Origin of the sequence: Mammaliicoccus sp. Dog046 (assembly GCF_034039665.1) — a bacterium.
In the GTDB taxonomy this organism is placed as follows: domain Bacteria; phylum Bacillota; class Bacilli; order Staphylococcales; family Staphylococcaceae; genus Mammaliicoccus.
This window is the reverse complement of sequence record NZ_CP120131.1, coordinates 1,396,823-1,421,175: the sequence shown is the minus strand read 5'-3', so window position 1 is coordinate 1,421,175 and position 24,353 is coordinate 1,396,823. Positions and strand designations below refer to the sequence as shown.

Annotated in this window: 25 protein-coding genes; 17 read left to right on the top strand and 8 right to left on the bottom strand. The window is 31.0% G+C overall.

The features are described 5' to 3' along the window. The first annotated feature begins 245 nt into the window (after positions 1 to 245). The 10 genes from P3U32_RS07185 to P3U32_RS07140 all read left to right on the top strand — a co-directional run bounded on the left by P3U32_RS07185 (position 246) and on the right by P3U32_RS07140 (position 9,990). The gene (locus P3U32_RS07185; protein ID WP_323702432.1) at positions 246 to 1,649 is read left to right on the top strand and encodes an anthranilate synthase component I; all 1,404 of its coding nucleotides are present in this window, start codon (positions 246 to 248) and stop codon (positions 1,647 to 1,649) included. Next, positions 1,646 to 2,242 (top strand): anthranilate synthase component II, encoded by a 597-nt coding sequence (locus P3U32_RS07180; protein WP_323702431.1) that lies wholly within the window; start codon positions 1,646 to 1,648, stop codon positions 2,240 to 2,242. Before P3U32_RS07185 ends, P3U32_RS07180 begins: the two co-directional genes overlap by 4 nt. Beyond that, positions 2,208 to 3,224 (top strand): anthranilate phosphoribosyltransferase, encoded by a 1,017-nt coding sequence (trpD, locus tag P3U32_RS07175; RefSeq protein WP_323702430.1) that lies wholly within the window; start codon positions 2,208 to 2,210, stop codon positions 3,222 to 3,224. Before P3U32_RS07180 ends, trpD begins: the two co-directional genes overlap by 35 nt. Continuing rightward, complete coding sequence (gene trpC, locus P3U32_RS07170) at positions 3,208 to 4,002, top strand: indole-3-glycerol phosphate synthase TrpC (RefSeq protein WP_323702429.1); 795 nt, start codon at positions 3,208 to 3,210, stop codon at positions 4,000 to 4,002. Before trpD ends, trpC begins: the two co-directional genes overlap by 17 nt. Then, positions 3,992 to 4,609, top strand: a complete 618-nt coding sequence (locus tag P3U32_RS07165; protein ID WP_323702428.1) for a phosphoribosylanthranilate isomerase — start codon at positions 3,992 to 3,994, stop codon at positions 4,607 to 4,609. Before trpC ends, P3U32_RS07165 begins: the two co-directional genes overlap by 11 nt. 5 nt (positions 4,610 to 4,614) lie before the next feature. Beyond that, positions 4,615 to 5,835 (top strand): tryptophan synthase subunit beta, encoded by a 1,221-nt coding sequence (trpB, locus tag P3U32_RS07160; RefSeq protein WP_323702427.1) that lies wholly within the window; start codon positions 4,615 to 4,617, stop codon positions 5,833 to 5,835. Next, positions 5,828 to 6,559, top strand: a complete 732-nt coding sequence (trpA, locus tag P3U32_RS07155; RefSeq protein WP_323702426.1) for a tryptophan synthase subunit alpha — start codon at positions 5,828 to 5,830, stop codon at positions 6,557 to 6,559. The genes trpB and trpA overlap by 8 nt, the downstream gene beginning before the upstream one ends. Positions 6,560 to 6,640: 81 nt before the next feature. Further along, positions 6,641 to 7,300, top strand: a complete 660-nt coding sequence (locus P3U32_RS07150) for a type 1 glutamine amidotransferase domain-containing protein (protein WP_323702425.1) — start codon at positions 6,641 to 6,643, stop codon at positions 7,298 to 7,300. 144 nt (positions 7,301 to 7,444) lie between these two features. Next, positions 7,445 to 8,698, top strand: coding sequence for an aminoacyltransferase (locus P3U32_RS07145; RefSeq protein WP_323702424.1), 1,254 nt, complete (start codon positions 7,445 to 7,447; stop codon positions 8,696 to 8,698). A 32-nt stretch (positions 8,699 to 8,730) separates the two neighbouring features. Next, positions 8,731 to 9,990, top strand: coding sequence for an aminoacyltransferase (locus P3U32_RS07140; RefSeq protein WP_323702423.1), 1,260 nt, complete (start codon positions 8,731 to 8,733; stop codon positions 9,988 to 9,990). Between the two features lie 1,183 nt (positions 9,991 to 11,173). On the opposite strand, the gene P3U32_RS07135 is transcribed toward P3U32_RS07140, so the two are convergent. Continuing rightward, positions 11,174 to 11,923: a MerR family transcriptional regulator gene (locus P3U32_RS07135; RefSeq protein WP_323702422.1), complete on the bottom strand. Its 750-nt coding sequence runs from the start codon at positions 11,921 to 11,923 to the stop codon at positions 11,174 to 11,176. 139 nt (positions 11,924 to 12,062) lie between these two features. Between P3U32_RS07135 and P3U32_RS07130 the strand changes: the two genes are divergently transcribed. Then, entirely contained in the window at positions 12,063 to 12,641 is a 579-nt protein-coding gene (locus P3U32_RS07130) for a GNAT family N-acetyltransferase (protein ID WP_323702421.1), read from the top strand. A gap of 56 nt (positions 12,642 to 12,697) precedes the next feature. Here P3U32_RS07130 and P3U32_RS07125 read toward each other — a convergent pair whose 3' ends face one another. Then, positions 12,698 to 13,039, bottom strand: a complete 342-nt coding sequence (locus tag P3U32_RS07125; RefSeq protein ID WP_323702420.1) for a DUF2651 family protein — start codon at positions 13,037 to 13,039, stop codon at positions 12,698 to 12,700. A gap of 191 nt (positions 13,040 to 13,230) precedes the next feature. Here P3U32_RS07125 and pepF point away from each other — a divergent pair, with 191 nt between their 5' ends. The 6 genes from pepF to lacD all read left to right on the top strand — a co-directional run bounded on the left by pepF (position 13,231) and on the right by lacD (position 18,975). Further along, entirely contained in the window at positions 13,231 to 15,027 is a 1,797-nt protein-coding gene (pepF, locus tag P3U32_RS07120) for an oligoendopeptidase F (RefSeq protein WP_323702419.1), read from the top strand. Between the two features lie 124 nt (positions 15,028 to 15,151). Beyond that, positions 15,152 to 15,898 (top strand): DeoR/GlpR family DNA-binding transcription regulator, encoded by a 747-nt coding sequence (locus tag P3U32_RS07115; RefSeq protein WP_323702418.1) that lies wholly within the window; start codon positions 15,152 to 15,154, stop codon positions 15,896 to 15,898. Positions 15,899 to 16,102: 204 nt separating this feature from the next. Continuing rightward, a complete protein-coding gene (locus P3U32_RS07110) occupies positions 16,103 to 16,534 on the top strand; it encodes an RpiB/LacA/LacB family sugar-phosphate isomerase (RefSeq protein ID WP_323702417.1) in 432 nt (143 codons plus the stop codon). 14 nt (positions 16,535 to 16,548) lie between these two features. Beyond that, positions 16,549 to 17,064 (top strand): galactose-6-phosphate isomerase subunit LacB, encoded by a 516-nt coding sequence (gene lacB / locus P3U32_RS07105; RefSeq protein ID WP_323702416.1) that lies wholly within the window; start codon positions 16,549 to 16,551, stop codon positions 17,062 to 17,064. Positions 17,065 to 17,073: 9 nt separating this feature from the next. Then, a complete protein-coding gene (locus P3U32_RS07100) occupies positions 17,074 to 18,024 on the top strand; it encodes a hexose kinase (RefSeq protein WP_323702415.1) in 951 nt (316 codons plus the stop codon). Continuing rightward, the gene (lacD, locus tag P3U32_RS07095; protein WP_323702414.1) at positions 18,025 to 18,975 is read left to right on the top strand and encodes a tagatose-bisphosphate aldolase; all 951 of its coding nucleotides are present in this window, start codon (positions 18,025 to 18,027) and stop codon (positions 18,973 to 18,975) included. A gap of 67 nt (positions 18,976 to 19,042) precedes the next feature. On the opposite strand, the gene P3U32_RS07090 is transcribed toward lacD, so the two are convergent. From P3U32_RS07090 to P3U32_RS07065, 6 genes are all read right to left on the bottom strand, one after another. Next, a complete protein-coding gene (locus tag P3U32_RS07090; protein ID WP_323702413.1) occupies positions 19,043 to 19,549 on the bottom strand; it encodes a hypothetical protein in 507 nt (168 codons plus the stop codon). A gap of 25 nt (positions 19,550 to 19,574) precedes the next feature. Then, positions 19,575 to 19,907 (bottom strand): colicin E3/pyocin S6 family cytotoxin, encoded by a 333-nt coding sequence (locus P3U32_RS07085; RefSeq protein ID WP_323702412.1) that lies wholly within the window; start codon positions 19,905 to 19,907, stop codon positions 19,575 to 19,577. A 113-nt stretch (positions 19,908 to 20,020) separates the two neighbouring features. After that, the gene (locus P3U32_RS07080) at positions 20,021 to 20,251 is read right to left on the bottom strand and encodes a hypothetical protein (RefSeq protein ID WP_323702411.1); all 231 of its coding nucleotides are present in this window, start codon (positions 20,249 to 20,251) and stop codon (positions 20,021 to 20,023) included. 34 nt (positions 20,252 to 20,285) lie between these two features. Then, positions 20,286 to 21,056 (bottom strand): S8 family peptidase, encoded by a 771-nt coding sequence (locus tag P3U32_RS07075; RefSeq protein ID WP_323702410.1) that lies wholly within the window; start codon positions 21,054 to 21,056, stop codon positions 20,286 to 20,288. A 179-nt stretch (positions 21,057 to 21,235) separates the two neighbouring features. Then, positions 21,236 to 22,645: a 6-phospho-beta-galactosidase gene (gene lacG, locus P3U32_RS07070; RefSeq protein WP_323702409.1), complete on the bottom strand. Its 1,410-nt coding sequence runs from the start codon at positions 22,643 to 22,645 to the stop codon at positions 21,236 to 21,238. A 15-nt stretch (positions 22,646 to 22,660) separates the two neighbouring features. Further along, a complete protein-coding gene (locus P3U32_RS07065; RefSeq protein ID WP_323702408.1) occupies positions 22,661 to 24,340 on the bottom strand; it encodes a PTS lactose transporter subunit IIBC in 1,680 nt (559 codons plus the stop codon). Between the last annotated feature and the right edge of the window lie 13 nt (positions 24,341 to 24,353).

The following is a 24,353-nucleotide window of genomic DNA, read 5'->3' as shown; positions in this document are numbered from 1 at the left end:
TAATTGTGGTGTCTTTTTGTATAAAAAAATATAGTCGGAGTATGAATGATAGGTGTAGCAAATAGAAAGTTAGTGTCTGATGAAAACTAACACACATTCGTTCAGAATTGGGGACTGTATCGTAAGAAAATAAAATATTAAATGAGTGAATAAGTTTAGACTTATTAATCAAGGTGGTACCGCGCATAAGCGTCCTGTTATTTATGGATGTTTATGCGCGGTTTTTTTATTAAGGAGGAATAATGATGGATATTAAATATAAAAAATTAAATGCAGATATAACGCCCGAAGCATTGGGGCAAATTAAAAATCAAAAAATGATACTTGAAAGTGCAAGTACAGATCAAATGAAAGGAAGATTTTCAATTGTCGCTTTTGATGCGATAGGCAAGGTTCAATTATTTGATGAATACTTTAAAATCTTACTCAACAATGAAGAACATATACAATACGAAGCACCGTATGAATCATTAGAGAAATTTATTAATAATATGAAAGTTGAAGAAATACCAGAATCTTTAAGTCATTTGCCTTTCATTTCAGGAATGATTGGTTATTGCAGCTTTGACTTAATTAGATACCAAAATAAAATCTTACAACAAATTGCAGTGAAATCAGAAATACCGGATGCTTCATTTAACTTAGTAGAATCAGCTTATATTTTTGATCATTTTAAAGAAGAATTATTTGTTATTGCTACAAATTTATTTAGTGATAAAAATGAAAATCAATTAAACAACGAAGTAGATCAAATGGTTAACGCCTTGAAAAATGTACCTTTATTCCAAAATAAAATTGAACATCAACAAAGAGGCGAACTAGAAACAAATATTACTGAAGATGATTTCATGAAAGAAGTTGAGCATTACAAATCATTAATTGGAAAGGGAGATATGTTCCAAGTTGTCCCTTCAAGAATATATAAATACAAGCACTTTTTCGATGAAGAAAATCATGAAAATTTAAAACTTCAAATTTATAAAAATTTAAAAAGACAAAATCCAAGTCCATATATGTATTATGTTGACGATGAAGAAAGAACAATCATTGGATCTTCACCAGAAAGCTTTATAAAAAAACAAGGTGATGTTATTACAACGAATCCAATCGCAGGGACGAATAAGCGTGGTCAATCGGAAGAAGAAGATAAACAAAATGAAATCGCACTGTTAACAGATGAAAAAGAATTAGCAGAACATCGCATGCTTGTTGACTTAGGAAGAAACGATTTAAATATGATTGCTCAAACTGGAACGGTGTATATGCCTAAATTGATGACAATTGAAAGATTTGAACATGTTATGCATATCGTAACTATCGTTGAAGGTAAAATCAGACCTGAAGTCACACCGCTTCAAATGATTACCGCACTACTACCAGCCGGAACAGTGTCTGGCGCACCTAAAACTAGAGCAATTTCAAGAATTTATGAAAGTAGAAAACAAAAAAGAGGTATCTATGCAGGTGGCGTCGGTTACATTAATTGCAATCATGATTTAGACTTTGCATTAACGATTCGAACAATGGTTGTCGATAAAGAATATGTCAACGTAGAAGCTGGATGTGGTGTCGTTTATGATTCAAATCCAGAAAAAGAATTAAAAGAAACAATGATAAAAGCTAAAAGTTTATTGGAGGTATCGCCATGATATTAGTTATAGATAATTATGATTCATTTACGTATAACTTAGTTGATTTAATTAAACAATTTGATGAAGTTGTCATTTACCATCCAGATGAAGCACCATTAAATTTAAAAATTGATGGACTTGTCATATCACCAGGACCAGGTCACCCAGAAGATACTGATGATTTAAAGAAAATCATTAATGCTTACCATGATAAACCTATTTTAGGCATATGTTTAGGTGCCCAAGCTTTAACAACATATTATGGCGGAAAAGTTATCGTAGGACAAGAAGTGAAACACGGAAAAGTAGATCAAATCAATTTGATTGAACCATCTGTTTTATATAAAGCGTGTAAGCAACATTTCAATATCATGAGATATCATTCGTTAATTAGTGAAGAAGTAAGTTTTCCAGAAGAACTAGTTGTAACAGGTAGAACAAAAGATGCGATACAGTCATTTGAACATCGCAACAAACCACATTTTGGTATTCAATATCATCCTGAATCTTTTGCTTCTGATTATGGAAATGAAATTATTCATGCGTTTATAAATACGACAAAGGAAGGTGCAAACAATGGACACATTAAAACAACTCATTCAATATCGTAATTTATCACAAGAAGAAATGAAGACTTTTGTAGAAATGATGATGAACGATCAAGTCGATGTTTCATTGAAAGTGGCACATTTAGTTGCATTAAGCATGAAAGGTGAAACATCTGATGAGTTATCTCATTTAACGCAAAGTTTAATAGAAACAACATATAAAGATAGACCATATATAGAAGATAGTATTTGTGTTTGTGGAACTGGAGGCGATCATTCAGGTAGTTTTAATATCTCTACTACCGCTTCATTTATAGTTGCAGCAGCTGGATTGAAAGTATTGAAGCATGGTAATAAAAGCATTACATCTAAAACTGGAAGTATTGATATATTATCCGCTTTAAATATTCATACAACACCAATTGAAGAAGCAACTGATCGAGTAAATAAAACACATTTAGCATTTTTAAGTGCTACAGAAACTTATCCAATAATGAAAATGCTGCAACCTGTTAGAAAATCGATTCCTACGCCGACAACTTTTAATTTGTTAGGACCGATGATTCATCCTTATCGTTTGGATTATCAAGTTATGGGGGTTTATGATGAATCAAAACTAGATACCATTGCGGAGGCATTGTATAAGTTAGGCCGTAAACGTGCCATTGTCGTTCATGGTGCTGGCGGTATGGATGAAGCAACTTTATCAGGGAATAATCAAATCTTTGAAATTACGCAAAATAAAGGTATTGAGCATTATACTGTTCATGCTAAAGATTACGGACTTCAAACGGCAAGTAATGATGAATTAAAAGGTGGAACACCTGAAGAAAATAAAAAAATCACATTAGATATATTAGTAGGTAATGATCAAGGACCTAAAAGAGATGTTGTTGTATTAAATGCAGCACTAGCATTATATGTTGGTGAAAAGGTAGATAGCATTCAAGATGGTGTAACATTAGCTAAAGAAATAATAAATCAAAAAGAAGCATTAAAAATATTAGAATTAGTAGGAGGAACAGTTTATGACAATATTAGATGAAATAGTTGAATATAAAAAAACATTACTTGAAGAAGGTTATTATGAACAAAAATTAAAAACATTAACACCAGTCAATATTCAACATAAAACGACTTTTCTAGATAGAGTAAAAAATGATCAACAACTAAATATTATTGCTGAATTAAAAGCGAAAAGTCCTACGGTATCTGATATCCCTAAGAGAGATATGGAAACACAAATTAAATTGTATGAACAACATGGTGCTTCTGCTATTTCAATATTAACGGATGAGCAATATTTTGATGGTAGTTATGAACGCCTACAACGTTTAACAACTAAAACAACATTGCCAGTGTTATGTAAAGATTTCATTATTGATAAGATACAAATTGATTTAGCGTATCATACAGGTGCCTCTATCGTATTGCTAATCGTTAATATATTATCAAAAGAAAAATTATCAGAATTATATGACTATGCGGTCAGTAAAGGATTAGAAGTACTCGTTGAAGTACATGATCAAGAAGAGTTAGAAATCGCCCATGCAATTGATGCAGCATTAATAGGTGTAAATAATAGAGATTTAAAACGATTTGTAACGGATGTTAAACATACAAATGAAATATTGAAAACAATTAAACCAAATGTCACGTACATTTCTGAAAGTGGCATTAGAACATTAGAAGATGTTGAAAGTATTATTGCCAGTGGTATAGATGGAGCATTAATAGGTGAATCATTGATGAAACATCCACAATTAGATGGATTTCTTCCAAGTTTAAGATTAAATAAACAAGGTGAACATCATGTACATTAAATGTTGTGGATTCCAAGATTCAGAAACAATAACAACAGCAATTCAACATCACGTAGATGCAATTGGATTTATTACATATCCAAAAAGTAAGCGATATGTATCCATAAATGAAATAGCAATACTAACAGTGCAAATACCGAGTAATATAGATCGAGTAGCTGTCGTTGTAAATGTAACTATAGAGGAAATTGAGCGATTAATTGAACATACAAATATAAATACGATTCAATTTCACGGAGATGAAACTTACGATTTTATCAAACAAGTAAAAGAAAAGTATCCGAAGATTAAAATTTTCAAGGCATTGCCAGCAAACGCATCATTAATATCGAATATAAGCATTTATAAAGATGTCGTTGATATGTTCTTAATTGATACACCTTCAAAGGATTATGGTGGAACTGGTCGATCATTTGATTGGCAAATACTCAATGATATTCATGATGTTCAATATTTAATTGCTGGAGGATTAAACGAAGAGAAAATAAAATACATTGAAACACTTCATTTAAATCAATCTGGTTTCGACATATCCAGTGGTATTGAAACAAATGGTAAAAAAAATCACGAAAAAATTAAATCACTATTAAAAAATGTAAAGGGATGATTACTGTGAACAAAGATATTCAGCTAGAAGCAGATGACTTAGGTTTCTTTGGTGAATTTGGTGGACAATATGTACCAGAGACATTGATGCCAGCAATAGAAGAACTTAATGAAACGTATAACCAATTGAAAAATGATCCTGAATTCCATCAAACTTTAAATGCGTATTTAAAAGATTATGTTGGAAGAGAAACACCATTAACTTTTGCGGAACGTTATACAGAGGAATTGGGTGGCGCTAAAATATATTTAAAACGTGAAGACCTCAATCATACAGGTGCGCATAAAATTAATAATGCGCTTGGACAAGCGTTGATTGCTAAAAAAATGGGCAAAAAGAAATTAGTTGCTGAAACAGGCGCAGGTCAACATGGTGTAGCGAGTGCAACAATTGCTGCTTTATTTGATATGGAACTCATCGTATTTATGGGAGAAGAAGATATAGAAAGACAAGCATTAAATGTATTTAGAATGGAATTGCTGGGTGCTAAAGTTGTACCAGTAACAGATGGTCAAGGGACATTATCAGATGCGGTTAATAAAGCTTTACAATACTGGGTATCACATGTTGAAGACACACATTACTTGTTAGGTTCTGCATTAGGACCACATCCTTTCCCAACAATCGTTAGAGATTTACAAAGTGTAATTGGTAAAGAAATTAAAACACAAATTTTAGAAAAAGAATCACGCTTACCTGATGCTATTGTTGCATGTATTGGTGGAGGTTCAAATGCTATCGGTACATTTTATCCATTTATAAAAGATACATCTGTTAAATTATATGGTGTTGAGGCAGCAGGTAAAGGAGTAGATACAACTAAACATGCATTGGCTATTCATAAAGGTAAACCAGGTGTATTACATGGCTCTAGAATGTATTTAATACAAGATGACAACGGTCAAATTGAACTTGCACATTCTATATCAGCTGGACTTGATTATCCAGGTGTGGGACCAGAACATAGTTATTATAATGAAATTGGTCGTGTGAATTATCCGAATGCAAGTGATACAGAAGCTATGGATGCACTTATCAAATTCACGCAACTGGAAGGTATTATTCCAGCAATTGAGAGTGCGCATGCTTTAAGTTATGTAGAAAAGTTAGCACCAACTATGAGTAAAGAAGAAATACTCGTTGTCACTGTTTCTGGTAGAGGTGATAAAGATATGGAATCTATAAGAAATTATATGCAGAGTAAAGAAGGTGAGCAACATGAGTAAACTATTCATACCATATATTATGGGGAACGAAAATTTTATTAAATCTTTAAAATTAATGGATGAAAATGGCGCAGATTTTATAGAAATTGGTTTACCGTTTTCAGATCCAGTTGCAGATGGACCGACAATTATGCGTGCTGGACAACAAGCAATTAAACAAGGTATGAATGTTAACAAAATTATTGATCAATTGATTGAAAATAAAAATGATATCCAAACACCTTATTTATTAATGACATATTATAATTTGATCGATTCATATGGCGTTGATGCATTTATTGAAAGAATTTCAGAAGCAAATGTATATGGATTAATTATTCCTGATTTACCATTTGAATTAGGTGAACGTTTTAAAGAAAAACTGAAAAACACTCAGGTCAAATTAATTTCATTAATCGCAATGACATCAAGTGATAAAAGAATAAAGAAAATTGCCGAAAATGCTGAAGGTTTCATATATACTGTGACGATGAATGCTACAACTGGTGACGGAAGAGGATTCCATGAAGGATTAAAAGATCGAATGGAATTTATTAAGACACATGCCAATGTGCCAGTCGTATGTGGATTCGGAATCAAAACAGTTGAACATGCGAAAGAAATTAAAAGTTTCAGTGATGGAATAGTTATTGGAAGTGAGATTGTTCAAAGGTTAGAATTTGACTCGATTGATAAAACAATCGGATATTTAAATTCTATCAGAACCGCATTAGATAACGATTAAATGAACAAAAAAGCTTCTTAGAAGAATTTATATAAAACATCATGTATAATCGACACTACAAATGATAAAGGAGTGTTTCTAATGAGCAAAAAAGTTCTAATCGTAGTTACTAATGAATCGCAATTCAAAGATGGCAAACCAACTGGACTATGGCTTGAAGAAGCAGCAATCCCATATAAAATATTTATCAAGGCAGGTTTAGAAGTTGATATTGCTTCCGTTAAAGGTGGCAGTGTCCCTATAGATCCAAATTCCACTCAAAATGATGAAGCTAAAGAATACCATGATGTATTAGAGAAAATGCAGCATACACACAATATTAGTGATATTGTATTTGAACAATATGATGGCATATTCTTGCCAGGTGGACATGGTACAGTATTTGACTTCCCAAATAATAGTGATTTAGAAAATATGCTTGCATATTATAAAAATAATGACAAAGTTATCGGCGCAGTATGCCACGGGCCAAGTGCGTTTGTAGGTGCAAAGTTGCCTGATGGTAGCTACTTAGTCAATGATGTTAAATTAACTGCATTTACAGATAGTGAAGAAAAAGCAATGCAACTTGAAAATGATGTACCTTTCTTACTTCAATCTCAACTTGAAAAACAAGGTGCTAGATTTGTTCAAGGTACAGATTTTGAATCTCATACAGTTATAGATGGCAAATTCGTTACTGGACAAAACCCAAATTCAAGTCAAGAAGTTGCTGAAAAATTTGTAAATATTATAAAATAACGCAATAATATTAAAAAACCTACCAAATGGTAGGTTTTTTCTATGTGAAATAATGGTATAGTAATGAGTATTGTTTTAGAATAGAGATAAAATATTGTATAATTGAACAAAATACATAATATTAAGATTGGGAGTATTATATAAATGAAATTTACAAATTTAACTACTGGTGAATTTGAAACGTTTACTAATAAGATGCCTTATGCACATTTTACGCAGGCGGTAGGGAATTATGAATTAAAAGTATCAGAAGGTACATCAACGCATTTAGTTGGTGTTAAAGATGAAAATGAAGAAATTCTTGCTGCTTGTTTATTAACAAGTGTGCCTGTAATGAAAAAATTTAATTACTTCTACTCAAATCGTGGTCCGGTAATGGATTATGATAACAAAGAGCTTGTAGACTTTTTCTTTAAAGAAATTGTAAAGTACTTAAAAAGTTACAACGGATTATTCCTTAGAATTGATCCATACTTACCTTATCAAATGAGAGACCATGACGGTAATATCACAAAATCATTTAATCGGGACGGTTTAATCGAACAATTTGAGTCATTAGGGTATAAACATCAAGGATTTACGACTGGGTTCCATCCAATTCATCAAATAAGATGGCATTCCGTACTTGAATTAGATGGTATGAATGAACAAACACTTATCAAAAACATGGACAGTTTAAGAAAAAGAAATACTAAAAAAGTTCAAAAAAATGGTGTAAAAGTCCGTTTCTTATCTAAAGATGAAATGCCGATATTCAGACAGTTTATGGGTGATACAACTGAGAAGAAAGATTTCGATGATCGTGGAGACGATTTTTACTATAATCGCTTAAAGTATTTCGAAAACGTAAAAATACCATTAGCATATATTGATTTCGAAACGTACATTCCTCAACTTGAAAAAGAGCATGAGCAATACAATAAAGATATTGTTAAAGCTGAAAAAGAGTTAGAGAAAAAACCAGACAATAAAAAAACTGTTAACAAAATCGATAACTTAAAGCAACAAAGGGAAGCTAATGAAACGAAATTAGAAGAAGCGAAACAATTACGTCAAGAACATGGCGATACGTTACCAATAGCAGCAGGATTCTTTATTATTAATCAATTTGAAGTAGTGTATTATGCAGGCGGATCATCAAATGAATATCGTCATTTTGCTGGAAGTTATGCAATTCAATGGGAAATGATTAAATACGCTATGGACAATAATATTAAACGTTATAATTTCTACGGAATCAGTGGAGATTTCTCAGAAGATGCACCTGATGTTGGTGTCATTAAGTTTAAAAAAGGATATAACGCTGATGTGTATGAATATATTGGGGATTTCGTTACACCAATTAATAAACCCGCATATAAAGCTTATTCAACTTTAAAAAAAGTATTAAAAAAATAAATGATTTTCTGTAAGAGAGGGATTTTGATAATATGAAATTTACAGAGTTAACCGTTACTGAATATGATGAATTTGTTTCAGATAGTCAATATGAAAGTCACTATTTTCAAGTAAAAGAAAATATTAAAACGAGAGAAAATGATGGGTTTCAAGTCGTTTTACTAGGCGTAAAAGATGAGGATAATCAAGTTGTTGCAGCTAGTTTATTCTCTAAAATTCCAACGTTAGGTAGCTATGTTTATTACTCTAACCGTGGACCAGTGATGGACTACCGTAATCTTGAATTAGTTGAATTTTACTTTAAAGCACTTGAAAAATATTTAAAACAACATCAATGTTTATATGTAAAAGTTGATCCATATTGGATTTACAACATTTATGATAAAGACATTAAACAACTTAAAGAAGATGGAGCAAATGATGAAATTATAAATTTAATTAAATCATTTGGTTATAACCATCATGGCTTCACAACAAAATATGATCCATCGAGTCAAGTTAGATGGATGGGTGTATTAAATCTTAAAGATAAAACATTGGCAGAAGTTAAAAAAGGTTTTGACAGCCAAAGAAAACGTAATGTAAATAAAGCGCACAATTATGGTGTGAAAGTACGTTTTCTAGAAAGAGATGAATTAGACATCTTCTTTAAATTATATAGAGAAACAGAAGAAAGAGCTGGATTCATTTCTAAAACAGATGACTATTTCTTAAACTTTATCGATACATATGGTTCTAAAGCACTTGTACCATTAGCTTATATCGATTTAAAAGAGTATATAGAAACAACACAAGCAAATTTAAATGATTTAGAATCTAAAAGAGATCAAATGATGTCTAAAGAAAATAAATCAGAAAAACAACTTAAAAAAATTGCTGAAGCTGATAAGCAAATTGATCATGCGCAAAAAGAATTACTTGAGACAAGTGAGTTAATTAAGACAGATGGAGAAATCCTAAACTTAGCATCAGGCGTGTTCTTTGAAAATGCATATGAAATCAATTACTTCTCTGGTGGTTCAAGTGAAAAATACAATCACTTTATGGGACCATATATGATGCATTGGCATATGATTAATTATTGCTTTGAAAATGGCTTTGATCGTTATAACTTCTATGGAGTATCAGGAGACTTTACTGAAGATAGTGAAGATTATGGGGTTTATCGATTTAAACGTGGTTTCAATGTTCAAATTGAAGAATTAATTGGAGACTTCTATAAGCCAATTAATAAGAAAAAATACTTCTTATACAATACGATTCAAAAAGTAAGATCAAAAATTAAGAAATAGTAGCAATAGGGTGAAAGTCAATATTATCCTAAAAATTAACAAATAGTAATTGCGAGAAAATGTGTAAAATGCTATAATTATTTTGTAAACATATCCAGTATATTAACACCGAAGCCCTCACTATGGCAGTAGTGAGGGCTTTATTGGTGTGGCTAGTCGCCTTTATTTTTTTGTACCGTTACGTTTGCTTATTCATCAAGCAATTGTAACGGTTTTTTTATAATCAAGTAATAATACTACATTTTAGTGTAATAATATACCAAAAAATATATCTAAAAAGTAGGGCGCTAAATTTTTTAACTTTATAGCTAATTGAGCAGCAATTTAACTGCTAGAATTGCTTGTTAAGTTTAATGAATTTATAATGCATATGATGATTTGATCTACGTTTTAAAATTACATATCAGAATCAATTAAAATTGATTAAATAACTTATATAAACGTATAGCTAGAATGAACTTTTTAATTTTAGTTAATTAGAGATTTGATTCATGTAATTAAAGCTAAGTGAACAGTAACAATTTAAAACAAAGAATTAATAATAGTTAATTTAAGTTATAATAGCGAATAAAGCATATATGAACGAAAAATACATAAATAAGGCTAAATTCGAGGATATTTAAAAATTAGCATTAATTAGTTTACATAATATATATTATAGGAAGTTATGTATATTGTCTTTAGGGGACGCCTATTCAGTATGTTTATGTGTATTTTCTTTTTATTTTTCTAGATTAATTTATATCATTTGTTCTTTGTGATTTACTAACTTACGTGTCTGGTATTCTATCTAGTTTTTCCATTCGTTTAAACAAATCTGTTGATCAAAATGATTAATCTATAATATCGTTATATTTCTGTACTTAACAGCCAATGCTTAATAATTGGATTTAAGATGTTAATTAAGCTTAAAATCCTTAATTGAGTATCAAAATCTGGTTAGTAATTATATATACAATATAAAGTCTTTAATTGTCATTTAGAGTTCAAATAACTAAATATGTTTATAAACATCACTTAAAATGTGTTTGTTTAATTGATGAATGTACATAATTGTTATTTAAGATGTTTATTCATTATTTTTAGGTACGGATATTTAGTTTTGCACAGATTTATTATAAATAAAAAAACACTTTAAATCATAATTAATACGTTTTAAAGTGTTTTTCTTTCTTCTTAGCATCTATTCATAGTTTTTAACATAAATACTAATTGCTTTGCTAATGAATTCAGCAGTTCCTTCACCAAATTGATCTATATTCTTTGTAAATCTTTCATCTGCAGTATACATTTCACCGAGACTATTAAATATTTCTAATGTGTAATTATAATTGATATTACTATTTAAGTAGTTATACCATCTTTGTACGAGTAATTGTGCTTTTTCTGAATGTGCTGATTCTGTTCTGATTTCAGCAAATGATCTAAAGATATCGTTCATTTCTTCTTCTTTTGCTGACTTTTTATCATTAGACCATTGATTTATTTGTTCATTTGCTTTTTCAACAGTTTGTTCGCCCCACTTGCTACGTGCTTCTGTTTGATACTGATCATCATTGAAGTTAAATCCTTTAAATTTTTCTTCATTAGTCATGTTAATTTCTCCTTTTAAATGTTTTTCAGTTTGTTCTATCGTTTGAATGATTTGTTCTATTTGTGTTTTTTTCTCTAATAACATTCTTTTGTGCATGAACAACGCTTCTTGTTTATCAAACGATGGATCGTCGAGTATGCTTTTTATCTTTTTTAGAGGAAAATCAAGGGCTTTGAAAAATAATATTTGCTGTAGTCGATCTATATTGTCTTCAGAATATAGTCTATAGCCTGCTTCTGATATCATAGACGGCTTTAATAAATTGATTTTGTCATAGTGATGTAGTGTGCGCACACTAATACCTACGAGATTTGATACTTCTTTAACTGTCATTTTCATTTACTTAACCTCCTCATATGAATGAGTTTAATGTCTGACGTAACGTTAGAGTCAATTGTTTATATAAATTTTTTAAATCAAGTTCTAAAATTACATGTTATAGTAGTGATAAGATAATAAGTGAGACAGGAGTTTTAATATGAAGAAAGAACGTACGATTGATTTAACTTTGGAAACATCTCGTTTAATACTATTGGCCGGAGATCAAGTGTTAACATATAAAAGAACAATCATTGATGAAATTATGAAATCTGTAGATACATTAAGTAATTGGATAGCATTTTTTAATAATGATTTTGATTCAAATAAATTAGATGAATTTATTAAAAAAACAACAGATTTACATACTAATGAAAGATATTTGAGATACTTTATATTCGAGAAGGAATCTCATCGATTTGTTGGTTCTATTGTACTTCAAGATATAGATACAAGGCTACCATCTTGTGAAATTGGATATTGGACTGTTGCAGCAGCTCAAGGAAATGGTTACATGACTGAAGCCATTCGCTTTATAACACGTTATTTGATAGAAAAGCAGCACTTCGTTAGAGTTGAAGCATACATAGATGTGAAAAATGTTAAAAGTATAGCAACGATAGAACGATGCGACTTTGAACGTGAAGGTACATTGAAAAATGCAGATTTAAGTGCAGATCAATCTACTTTAATTAATGAAGCGATATATGCGATTACTACACCGGTTTATTTTAAATAAGGGAAATAAATATAAAAGCAGGAACAACACTTTTAGTTGTTCCTGCTTTTATATTGCTATTTATCACGTCGTTTAAGTTCGTTAAATTGACGTCCATCTTCTATTACTTCTTCTTGGCTTTGCTTTTCAGCTAATCTTTTTCGGTTTTTTCTCATTAAGTACCATGTTATTAGACTAACAACTAAACTAATGATTGCCATAAATGCTGCATAACCAAGTAGTGGTTCATATGTAATATCATAAAAATTAGGTAATATAAATGCTATTAGTCCTAATATAATAAATGTTAGCACTGCGCTTATGATATGCTTTTTTAGGATTAATGAAGCTAAGATTGAAAATACAATGACAATTACTGCAGAAATCCATAAATAGTTTGGGAAATCGAATATATTCAAGATGCACGCCTCCTTTATTTCTCTATTTATTATTATACCCGATTATTATTATATCAATTACATTAATTTGTTCAAATACGTAAATAAATTGGTAGATTGCTTTAGATAATTGTATAAAGAAAAGTTAAATATTATAATGAGTATAAGTAATTTTTAGAACATTACAAAATTTTGATTAAAGGGATGGTTGAATGGGACAAGTATTAAGAAATGAAGTACCTACACAGGAAACATGGGATCTTTCAAGTTTGTATCAAAATAATGATGGCTTTTATCAGACGTTAGATGAAGTCGTGAAGAGCGTGACTGCTTTTAACAATAAGTATGTAAATCAATTAACTGAAATTGCTACAATTGAATCAGCATTAAAAGAACAAGGAGATATTATTATTGATATCATCCATTTAAGTACATACGCAGAGTTGTTATATTCAACGGATACAACAGACACGAATAGCCAAAAAGTTGCCGCTCAATTTTCAACTTCATATGGAAAAATTGCTGGTCAACTGTCATTCGTGGAATCAGAAATTTTACAATTAGATGAAGATACATTTAATGCATTAATAAAGCAATCTGAATTCCCGAAATATTTAAGTTTACTCAAGCGTCAAAAGGCGCATACATTACACCCTGAAGTAGAAAAGACATTAGCAACTTTCTCACCTACTTTTGGTGCACCGTATGAACAATATAATATTACAAAGATGTTAGATATAGAATTTGGTACATTTGAAGCAAATGGCGAAGAAATTCCTTTAGATTATGTATCGTTTGAAGGCGATTATGAAGTTGATTCGAATACTGAAGTAAGACGAAATGCATTCAAAAAATTTAGTGAAGCTTTACGTCGATATGAAAATACAACTGCTGCAACATACAATGCACACGTACAAAAAGAAAAAATCGAATCAGAATTACGTGGATATGATTCTGTGATTGATTTCTTATTGGAATCTCATGATGTGACGAGAGAAATGTATGATCGACAAATAGATGTAATTTCTGAAGAATTAGCACCACATATGCGCCGATATGCACAGTTACTTAAACGTACAAATCAATTAGATACTTTAAAGTTTGAAGACTTACGTATTCCATTAGACCCTACTTATGAACCAGATGTGTCCATTGAAGGTTCAAAAGAGTATATTAAAGATGGTTTAAGTATTCTCGGCGAAGATTATATGAACATGGTGAATGATAGCTATGATAAACGTTGGATTGACTTCCCACAAAATAAAGGTAAACAAACTGGTGCATATTGTGCAAGTCCTTATGGAATTAATCCTTTCATCTTTATATCATGGACAAGTAAAATGACTGAAGTGTTTGTATTAGCACATGAATTAGGACACGCTGGTCATTTCAACTTGGCAAATGCATATCAAAATGTTTATCAAGCAGATTGTTCTATGTATTTTGTTGAAGCACCATCAACAATGAATGAAATGTTAATGGCAAATAGCCTGTTGAAGAAATCTGACGACCCTAAATTTAAACGTTGGGTAATTAGTTCAATCATTTCAAGAACGTATTATCATAATATGGTTACGCATTTATTAGAAGCTAAATATCAACGAGAAGTTTATGAAAAAGTAGATAACGGTGAGGCTTTGACTGCCCCACTACTCAATGAAATTAAACGTAAAGTCATTTCAGACTTCTGGGGTGACACAGTTGAAATCACAGAAGGTGCGGAACTTACTTGGATGCGACAACCACATTATTATATGGGATTATATCCATATACGTATTCAGCTGGATTAACAATTGGTACTGTGATGAGCCAACGTATTGAAAACGAAGGACAACCAGCTGTTGACGATTGGTTAAATGTATTGAAATCAGGCGGCTCTAAATCACCTGTTGAACTTGCGGAATTGGCAGGTATCGATATTACTACAGATAAACCTTTAAAAGAAACAATTCAGTATATTGGTAATCTAGTAGATCAATTAGAAACACTGACAGATGAAATAGAATAAAATGTAATGAAAGCTAGGACAAATTCCTTTGTCCTAGCTTTCATTATTTATTGTTGTTAAAAAATTATGATACAATATATACAAACAAATTCGCACTTTTATATAAATATGAGGAGGATATATTGTGAAGCTCAAAGTTGACCGACACAGATTCATCATGAATGAATTAAAGATAGAAAAATCTGTGAAAGTATCTACCCTTTCGAAAAAAATGAATGTCGTTGAAATGACCATTCGTCGAGACTTGAAAGAGTTAGAAAGTGAAGGTTTATTAGTAAGAATACACGGTGGTGCAAAACTGAAAGACGATGAACTATATAATGAAAAATCACATGAAGAAAAGCAAACAATCAATGTTTCAAATAAAATGCAAATTGCGAAAAAATGCGGTGATTTAATTCATAACGAAGATATTATATTCATTGGTTCAGGTTCAACAAATGAACTGATTTATCATTTTATAAAAGATAAAAATTTGAGTATATTTACAAATTCGATTGATATTTTTCTTCAGTATAGAGATTTATCTAATATAGATATTCTTTTAGTTGGCGGTCGTTTTAGAGCTAAAACTGGTACATTCATTGGCCATTTTGCTAATAAAATGATGGAAGACTTCCATGTTTCGAAAGCATTTATTGGTGTTAATGGTATTTATGGACATAAATTAACAACAGCAAACGAAGAAGAAGGAAAAGGCATCCATATTATTCTTGAGAATGCGATGCAAAAATATATTACGGCTGATAGTTCTAAATTTGGTGTTCAAGCATTATATGATTTCTATCATATAGATGATGTGAATGCTGTTATAACAGATAATGAAATTTCAAAAGAAATTAAAGATAAATACGAATCTAAAATAATTTAATAGCTGAATATCAAAGAGGATGGGACATAATGTAATGTCTCATCCTCTTTTAGGTATCTAGTCATCCTAGCCGGGGCGGGACTACGAAATCTTTTTAAAAATTAGATTTCTGTCCCGCTCCCTTTTTATTATTGACATAATTTGTGTTTGGTTTTATATTATAATTAACAAAAACGAACAAATATGAACATAGGAGGAAATTTTATGAAAGTGGTTATTAATAGTATCAGTCGCTCTAAAGATCTTAAGGATAAGATTGTAGCTGCACTTGAACAAATAGATGTTCAAGTAGTTGATTTATATGATTCTTCTCTGAAAGATGATGTTTATAGTGTGACGATAAACACAATTCGTAAGTTAAAAGAAAACGAGGATGCTAAAGGAATTATTATTGATGACAACGGTATTGCACCATTTATCATTGCGAATAAACATAAAGATGTCATTGCTGCGGCTGTATCTGATGACCGATCAGCAATGATGACAACGCGTCATAATAATACCCAATTAATTATTTTAGGTTCTGAAATTGTTGGCCCAGGTTTAGCTATCAATTGTGCGAAGAACTTTAGTCAATCTACTTATGATGCAGGTAGACATCAAATCAGAATCGATATGTTAAATAGTTTGTGTTAAGAGGAGGAATAATAATGAAAATTGCAATCGGATGTGACCATATCGTAACAGATGAAAAAATAAAAATATCGGATTACATAAAATCTTTAGGGCACGAAGTGTTAGATTTCGGAACATATGACCATCACAGAACACACTACCCTATTTACGGTGTTAAAGTTGCTCAGTCAGTAACTAACGGAGAAGCCGATTTAGGTGTTGTATTATGTGGAACAGGTGTTGGTATTAGTGTATCAGCAAATAAAGTGCCTGGTGCACGCGTAGCATTAGTTCGAGATATTACAAGTGCAACATTAGCGAAAGAACAATACAACTGTAATGTGATTGCTGTTGGCGGAACAATTACAGGTATTGATTTAATTAAAGATATCGTAGAACACTTTATAAACGCTAAATATAAAGAATCAGCTGAAAATAATAAACTGATTGAACAAATAGATCACTTATTACCAAGTGATTCGGTTCAATACGAACAAAATATGTTTGATGAATATCTAGAAAAATGGAATAAAGGCGAATATGTAGATTGAGGTGAGACTTTGAAATTATTAACAATCACTTTAAATACATCGATGGACATTGCTTATCAGTTGGATGAATTCAATCTCAACAAGACGAATAGAGTACGTTCAATGAATAAATCAGCAGGTGGGAAAGGACTAAACGTTACGAGAGTGGCTCAAACTTTAGGTATATCTCCCCTTGCAACTGGATTAATTGGAGGTCCAACGGGTGAGTTTATTGTTCAAGACTTAAATAAAGACGGGATAAAGCATCGATTTTTTGATACTGGTGCTGATTCTAGAAGATGTATCGCTATATTATCAGAACATCAACAAACTGAGATTTTAGAAGCTGGTGAAGAAATTGCTCAGAATGTGAATGATGATTTTATAACACATGTTGAACCACTTATAGAAGATTGTGACTTAGTTTCAATTTCTGGGAGTGCGCCTCCTGGTATTGATATATCTATGTATGGAAATCTCATCGAATTATCTAAAAAATATAATAAGCGTGTTTTGTTAGATGTAAATGGCGAAATATTAAATGAAATTTTAAAAAATGACAATATCACTTCCCCATTTTTAATAAAACCTAATAGTGAAGAGTTAGAACAAATCATTTCAAAGCATGAATCACAATCGCTTGAATCAATAAATAAACAACTGAATGCACCAATATTTAAAGATATTCCATGTATCTTACTATCATTAGGTGCAGACGGAGCAATTTATAAATATGAAAATGCACTATACAAAGTGGTCATCCCTACTATTGAACCGGTAAATGCTGTCGGTTCTGGAGATAGTGCTATAGCTGGGTTTAGTTATGGTTTATTAAATAAAAATGATGTCCATTATGCTGTAAAGTGTGCAATGGCTGCCGGTATGGCAAATGCAATTGAATACAAAACAGGATTTATTCAAAAGAAGAACTTTGATAACTTTCTTTCAAAAATTAACATCTCAAAATTGGAGGAATTATAAATGGTTAAAGATTTATCTAAACTTACAAATGACTTAGGACAAATTGCTGCTTTAGCAATTGACCAACGTGGTGCTTTAAAAAGAATGCTAGGATCAACAGCAAATGACGAAGCAATTGAAAATTTTAAAACGCATGTTTCAGAGATACTAACACAATATGCGTCTAGCATTCTTTTAGACCCTGAATATGGTCTACCCGCTTCTGAAGTTAAACATCCTAATTGTGGTTTAATATTGGCATATGAGAAAACAGGATATGACAAAGCAACACCTGGCCGCTTCCCTGATTTATTGAATACATGGTCAGTACATGCACTTAAGGAAAAAGGCGCAGATGCAATTAAATTACTTGTTTATTTTGATGTAGATGAAAGTGATGAAATCAATAAACAAAAAGAAGCATTTGTTGAACGTGTAGGTTCTGAATGTGAAGCAGAACAAATCCCATTCTTTTTAGAAATTGTGTCATATGATGCGAATATTGAAGATAATACATCTAAAGCATATGCAGAAGTGAAACCTAAGAAAGTAAATGAAGCAATGCGACTATTTTCAGAAGATAGATTTAAAGTAGATGTACTTAAAGTTGAAGTACCTGTGAATATGAACTATGTAGAAGGATTTACAAATGAAAATGAAGAAGCGGTTTATACGCAAGAAGAAGCTAAGCAATACTTCAAAGAACAATCAGACGCTACTCACTTACCTTATATCTACTTAAGCGCTGGAGTATCAACGTCATTGTTCCAAGATACATTGAAATTTGCACATGAAGCAGGAGCGAAATTTAACGGTGTATTATGTGGAAGATCTACATGGGCAGGTGCAACTCAACAATTTGTAGAACACGGTGATAAAGGCTGTTCTGAGTGGCTAAACAATGAAGGTGTAAGTAACATACAATCATTAAATGAAGTCATCCAAACATATGCGACACCAATAACTAAATAAAATGATATAACAGAAAAGATCACTTCTCTGAACAATCAGAAGAGTGATCTTTTTATTTGGTTAATTGTTAAATATTAGAGTCTTTATAAGTCCATAAAACATTAGTAATTGCTAATATCTTATCATCTTCTTGTTTAATATATAATATGTCCCTCTTGTCATTCTCTTCTAAATTTATATATTCATCTTCCCCCATTTCCCATATGACTAAATGGCAATTGAATTTAAGATTATATTTAGACTCCAAAAGTTTAATATAATCAGGTTTTTTATCATAATTTTGTTTTGTGAAGTTAAGTTCTAGGTCATTTTCATCAGTTGTTATAATTAAGTGACTACTTAAAGGTTCGTTCTCATCTAATAAATACATAAAATTTGATTTACTAGGGATATTTTTTATTGTGTGTTTAATAAGAAAATTTGATGTTTGATATTGTAATTTCTTTGATTTAATTTCTTTATGAGAGATTTGCGGTACATATATTTCAGCATACCCATCAAAATTTTTAATTTGCTTTTGATATTCATCTAGCGCAGTTTTATATTTTCTTTTTAATCCTCTTATTTTACTCATCTGTTATATTCATTCCTATCAATGTTTAAAGTTTAATTTTTCTACCTTTTACTGCTGGTTTAATCATGCTACCTGTCAATGGATCCATTACTCCGATATGTTTTCCTTTATTATTGTAAACTTCAATTTCTCTATGCCTTTGATCCCATTCATAATATCTTTTGTTTTTACCGGAACCGCTAGTCTTTCTTCCGTTTTTTGCGCTCTTGAATTTTTTCCAAACGGGGCTACTACTTTTGGTTACAGAACTTCTAGCTAATCTAACTGCATTTTTCCCATATTTTTTAATCGCTTGTTTTACCCCATATCTAATAATGGCTGCGATAATAATAGGGTTATTAGCCTTAAGTTCTTTCATTGAGTATAACGCTGTTTCATTAGTTGTTGTATTTCTTACTGAAATTTTATAATCCTCTTCAGAATTAAATTCAAAAATTGAATACTCGTAAATCTCATTTTTTGAATGTTCTTTTAGTTCGATAGAGCCCCACTTTGTTTTAAATCATAATTTAATTTAAAACTTTCATCAGAGGTTTCACCTTTAATATTCAAATGTTCTTTATTTTCTGACTTTACCTCTTTAACATTTATTTCATCTTCTAAATTTTTCATATCATTTTTAGTTAAATTATAATTTTTAATATTTTCTAAATTATAATTATTTGTTTCTGCATGACTTTCAATACCCCCAAATATAGTCAATGTCATAATTTATGATAGAGATGATAAAATCGATTTAGTTATGTAATTTTTCATTTGTAATGACTCCTTTGCCAAATAAATTTTTTTGGTGATAAGGATCATATGAGTGACTTTCTATTATTATTTTATTTTCCATATTGCTCTTATATATATTATAAATATCAATAATTGTCCCTGTTGCATATGCTGTTGCATATGAATTACCTGTAAATATTTTTTCATTTCCTGAATTGTCTTTTACTTTTATATTTACACCTAGTGCAACATAGTCTATTTTTCCTTCACCACTATATCTATGTATATTCCCATTTTTATCGATGGTTCCAATAGAAATAACTTCAGGATATTTTGCTGGATAATCTGTATCATTTAAGTAATTATTTCCTGAAGATGCTATGACTATAATATCTTTTTCTTCCGCTAGTCTTATTAGTTGAGAAATTTCTTTAGAATTATATTTCATACCTTGACTGATATTGATAATATCAACATCATTTTTAACTAACCAATTGAATGCATTAATGAAATCAGACTGTTGAGACTTCCCATTTTTATTGATACTTTTTGCCATATATAACCTAGTATTCTTAGAGCTAGTTTCATTTATTATATTAGTAATAATAGTTCCGTGATTATAGGTATCAAAAATAGATTCGTCTTCTACAAAATTTTTGGACTTATATACTATGTCTTTTTGATAATCACTAATACCGCTATCAATTATTCCGACTTTAATATGTTCTTCTTTGTTACAATGGGCAATTAGAATAAAGAGGAATACAAAAATTATAATATAGGGAATCACATTTTTTTAAACATTTCAATATCACCATAAATAATAATACCACAAATATTCCCATTTTAAGATAAAAATTCAATTATTTTACAAATAACTAAATTTTTATCTTAAGATTGAACTTAGATTTTATAAATAACAAACAAACGCCTAGAACTTAACGATAGCTCTAGGCGTTTGTTTGTTATTTATTGATTATCTATACGTTCTGATATTTCCTTATACCATAATGCGCTCTTTTTAATATATCGTTTCTGTGTTTCGAAATCGATATAGAATAATCCATATCGTTTATTATAGCCATTAGACCAACTGAACATATCTTGTAATGACCATACAAAGTATCCTGTAACATTTGCGCCATCATTAATGGCTTTATTAATACTTTCAAGATGTGCTTCAATATAGTCGATACGTGCTTGATCATCGATGATTGTATCCTCATCAATGAAAGTATCTTTATACCCTAATCCATTTTCAGTTATCATTAATTTCTTATATGCAGGGTAATCTTTCTTAATGCGCATAATCATATCATATAAGCCTTCAGGATAAATGTACCAATCCCAATCTGTTGTAGGTATTTGTTCGTTTTTAACGATTTCTGATATACCTTTCAATCTGAATATTGATGTACCTTTCTCTCCTGTACCATTATGGTGAATATAACTTTCTTCATCGTGGTGTTTTACCCAATTACTTTGATAATAGTTTATTCCTAGAAAGTCTTGTAATGGTGCCGCTTCTTGAATGACTGCTCTCTCGCTATCTGTAATATCCAAAGTGCCATTGTAATTGTTTAATATTTCATTAACTACGTTGAGTTTTTCTTCTGAATATTGTCCTAAGAATGTACCATCTAACATAAAACCATTTGCAAAAATATCATGGACATATGCTGCACGCACATTTTTTGGATCATTATCAATTGGATAGAATTGTGTTAATGCATGAATGATACCAATTTCGCCTTTATACCCTTTGTCTTTAAACAGTTTAACTACTCTACTATGCGCGACAATTAAATTATGTTGCGCTTGCAAACATTTAACAACTTGATATTTCTCCCCTGGTGGAAATGCCCCTGTTACATATTGTCCCATTGTATATGCGATTGGTTCATTTATTGTCATCCAATAAGTAATTTCATCTTTAAATGTTTCAAAGCAAAATTCAGCATAATTTAAAAAATGGTCGATATTTTCTTTGCATAACCAGTCACCTTTTTTGAACAATGTCTCTGGTGTATCAAAATGATGTAGTGTTACATAAGGTTCGACATTGTATTTTCTACATGTAGCAAATACATTTTTGTAATAACATACACCCGCTTCGTTAACTTCTCCAAATCCTTCAGGGAATATACGTGACCAAGCTATAGATATACGCATGGCTTTAATGCCGTGTTCACTTGCTAATTTAATATCTTCTTCATATCTATTATAAAAGTCACTCGCCGGATCTGGACTAAATCGTCCTTGTTGTTCTAAAAATTCATCCCATAACACGCGCCCTTTTCCATCCACTTTGCTTGAACCTTCAACTTGATATGCAGCAGTTGCTGCGCCTAGTACAAATGATTTTGGTAATTGTAACATCTTCATACTCCTTCTTTATTTTTCGTTTGTAGATAATAATTGGTATATTTTTTTGATTGCTGCTTCCCCGTCTCTTGTTAATGCAATATATTCTTTACCAGTCGTTGTCATTAATAATGCATTATATTGATCTGTATATTTTTTCATTTCGTCTTTCATAGAATCCATCTGTGGAGCAAGTATGACTATATCCATATCTTTAATTAAATCCATATCTTGTCCATAAGCTCTTGCCGTTGCATTTAAATTCACTTGTTTCTCAGTTGCTGTTTTGTTTAAAGCGTTAGCTAATATACCGCTTGTTCCACCACCAGCACATACAACTAATACATTTTTTTGTTCTTTTAATTCATAATTCGTTTCTTCTTGTGGTTCTGCTTTATCTGAAGATACTGGTTGTTCATTCGTGATATGTTGGTTTTCTATAGAAACGCACTCTTCTTCTAATTTTATTTTGTCGTATGCTTTAACAAATGGCGTCCAAATGATAAAGTCTAAAATCAATATCACAGCGATAAGCAGTAAAGATAAAGGTGCGAAGTTTGACGCCATGTAAATACCAATTGGACCTGGTGTTGGCCATGGTAAGAAATGCATAAATCCGTTCATGCCTAAATTTTCAACGAAGAACTTTAAAATCCATGAATTTAATATAGGTGTAATAATGAATGGGATCATAAACACCGGATTTAATATAATCGGTGCACCGAATAATAATGGTTCATTTACTGCGAATGTTGTCGGAATAAATGATGCCTTACCTACTGCTTTAAGTTCTTTTGATTTACATAAGAAAATGAATAAATAAGGAACTAATAATGTTGCCCCTGTACCACCTATTAAAGCAACAAAGTCTTGCGTACTTTGTGTTAATGCAATATCCGCTTGTTGACCTTCTCTAAATAAGCGTAAATTCTCAACTTGGTTATTGTACATAATAGCAATGACAGCCGGTCCAACTACTGAAGGACCATGTACCCCGATAAACCAGAAAAATGCCATGAAACCAAAGATTAATGCAAATCCTAAATACCCGTTTGCAGCTGTAAACAATGGGCTTAACAAGATTGTTGCAAGTTCAGCAAGGTTACCACTTGCTACTTGTCGGATGATAATATCTACTATCCAGAAAAAACTCACCGACACTGCGAAAGGAATCATATCTTTGAACGCTTGCGCAATGTTACCAGGTACTTGTGGTGGCATTTTAATTGTTATATTTCTACCTATAAAGAACTTATAGATATTCGGAATAATAAATGCAACGATAAATGATGCGATTAAACCTTTAGTACCTAACATATCAATGCTAATACCATCTTTAACAGGATTCATTGCTACAATTAATAATGATGATTCCGCAGCAACAAATGTTGAAATAACATTAATTTGATTTGTTTTCGGTAATTTTAAGTTTTTATGATCTGTCAGTGACTTCGTTACTGTTCCAGCCATATACAGTGCAAGCATACCCATTGTGAAGGTATAAACTTTCATAATGATTTCTTCGACATGTTTTGGCCAGTGGAATCCCCATACATTTGGGACATAAGCCACTAATATAAATAATGATGAAAATAAGATAACTGGCATCAATGCAACGAAACCATCACGAATAGCTGTTAAATAAGGGTTTGAAGCAACTTTCTCAAAGAATGGTTTCATTTTTTCAATAAATTTAATTACTTTATTCAACTGTATCACCTAT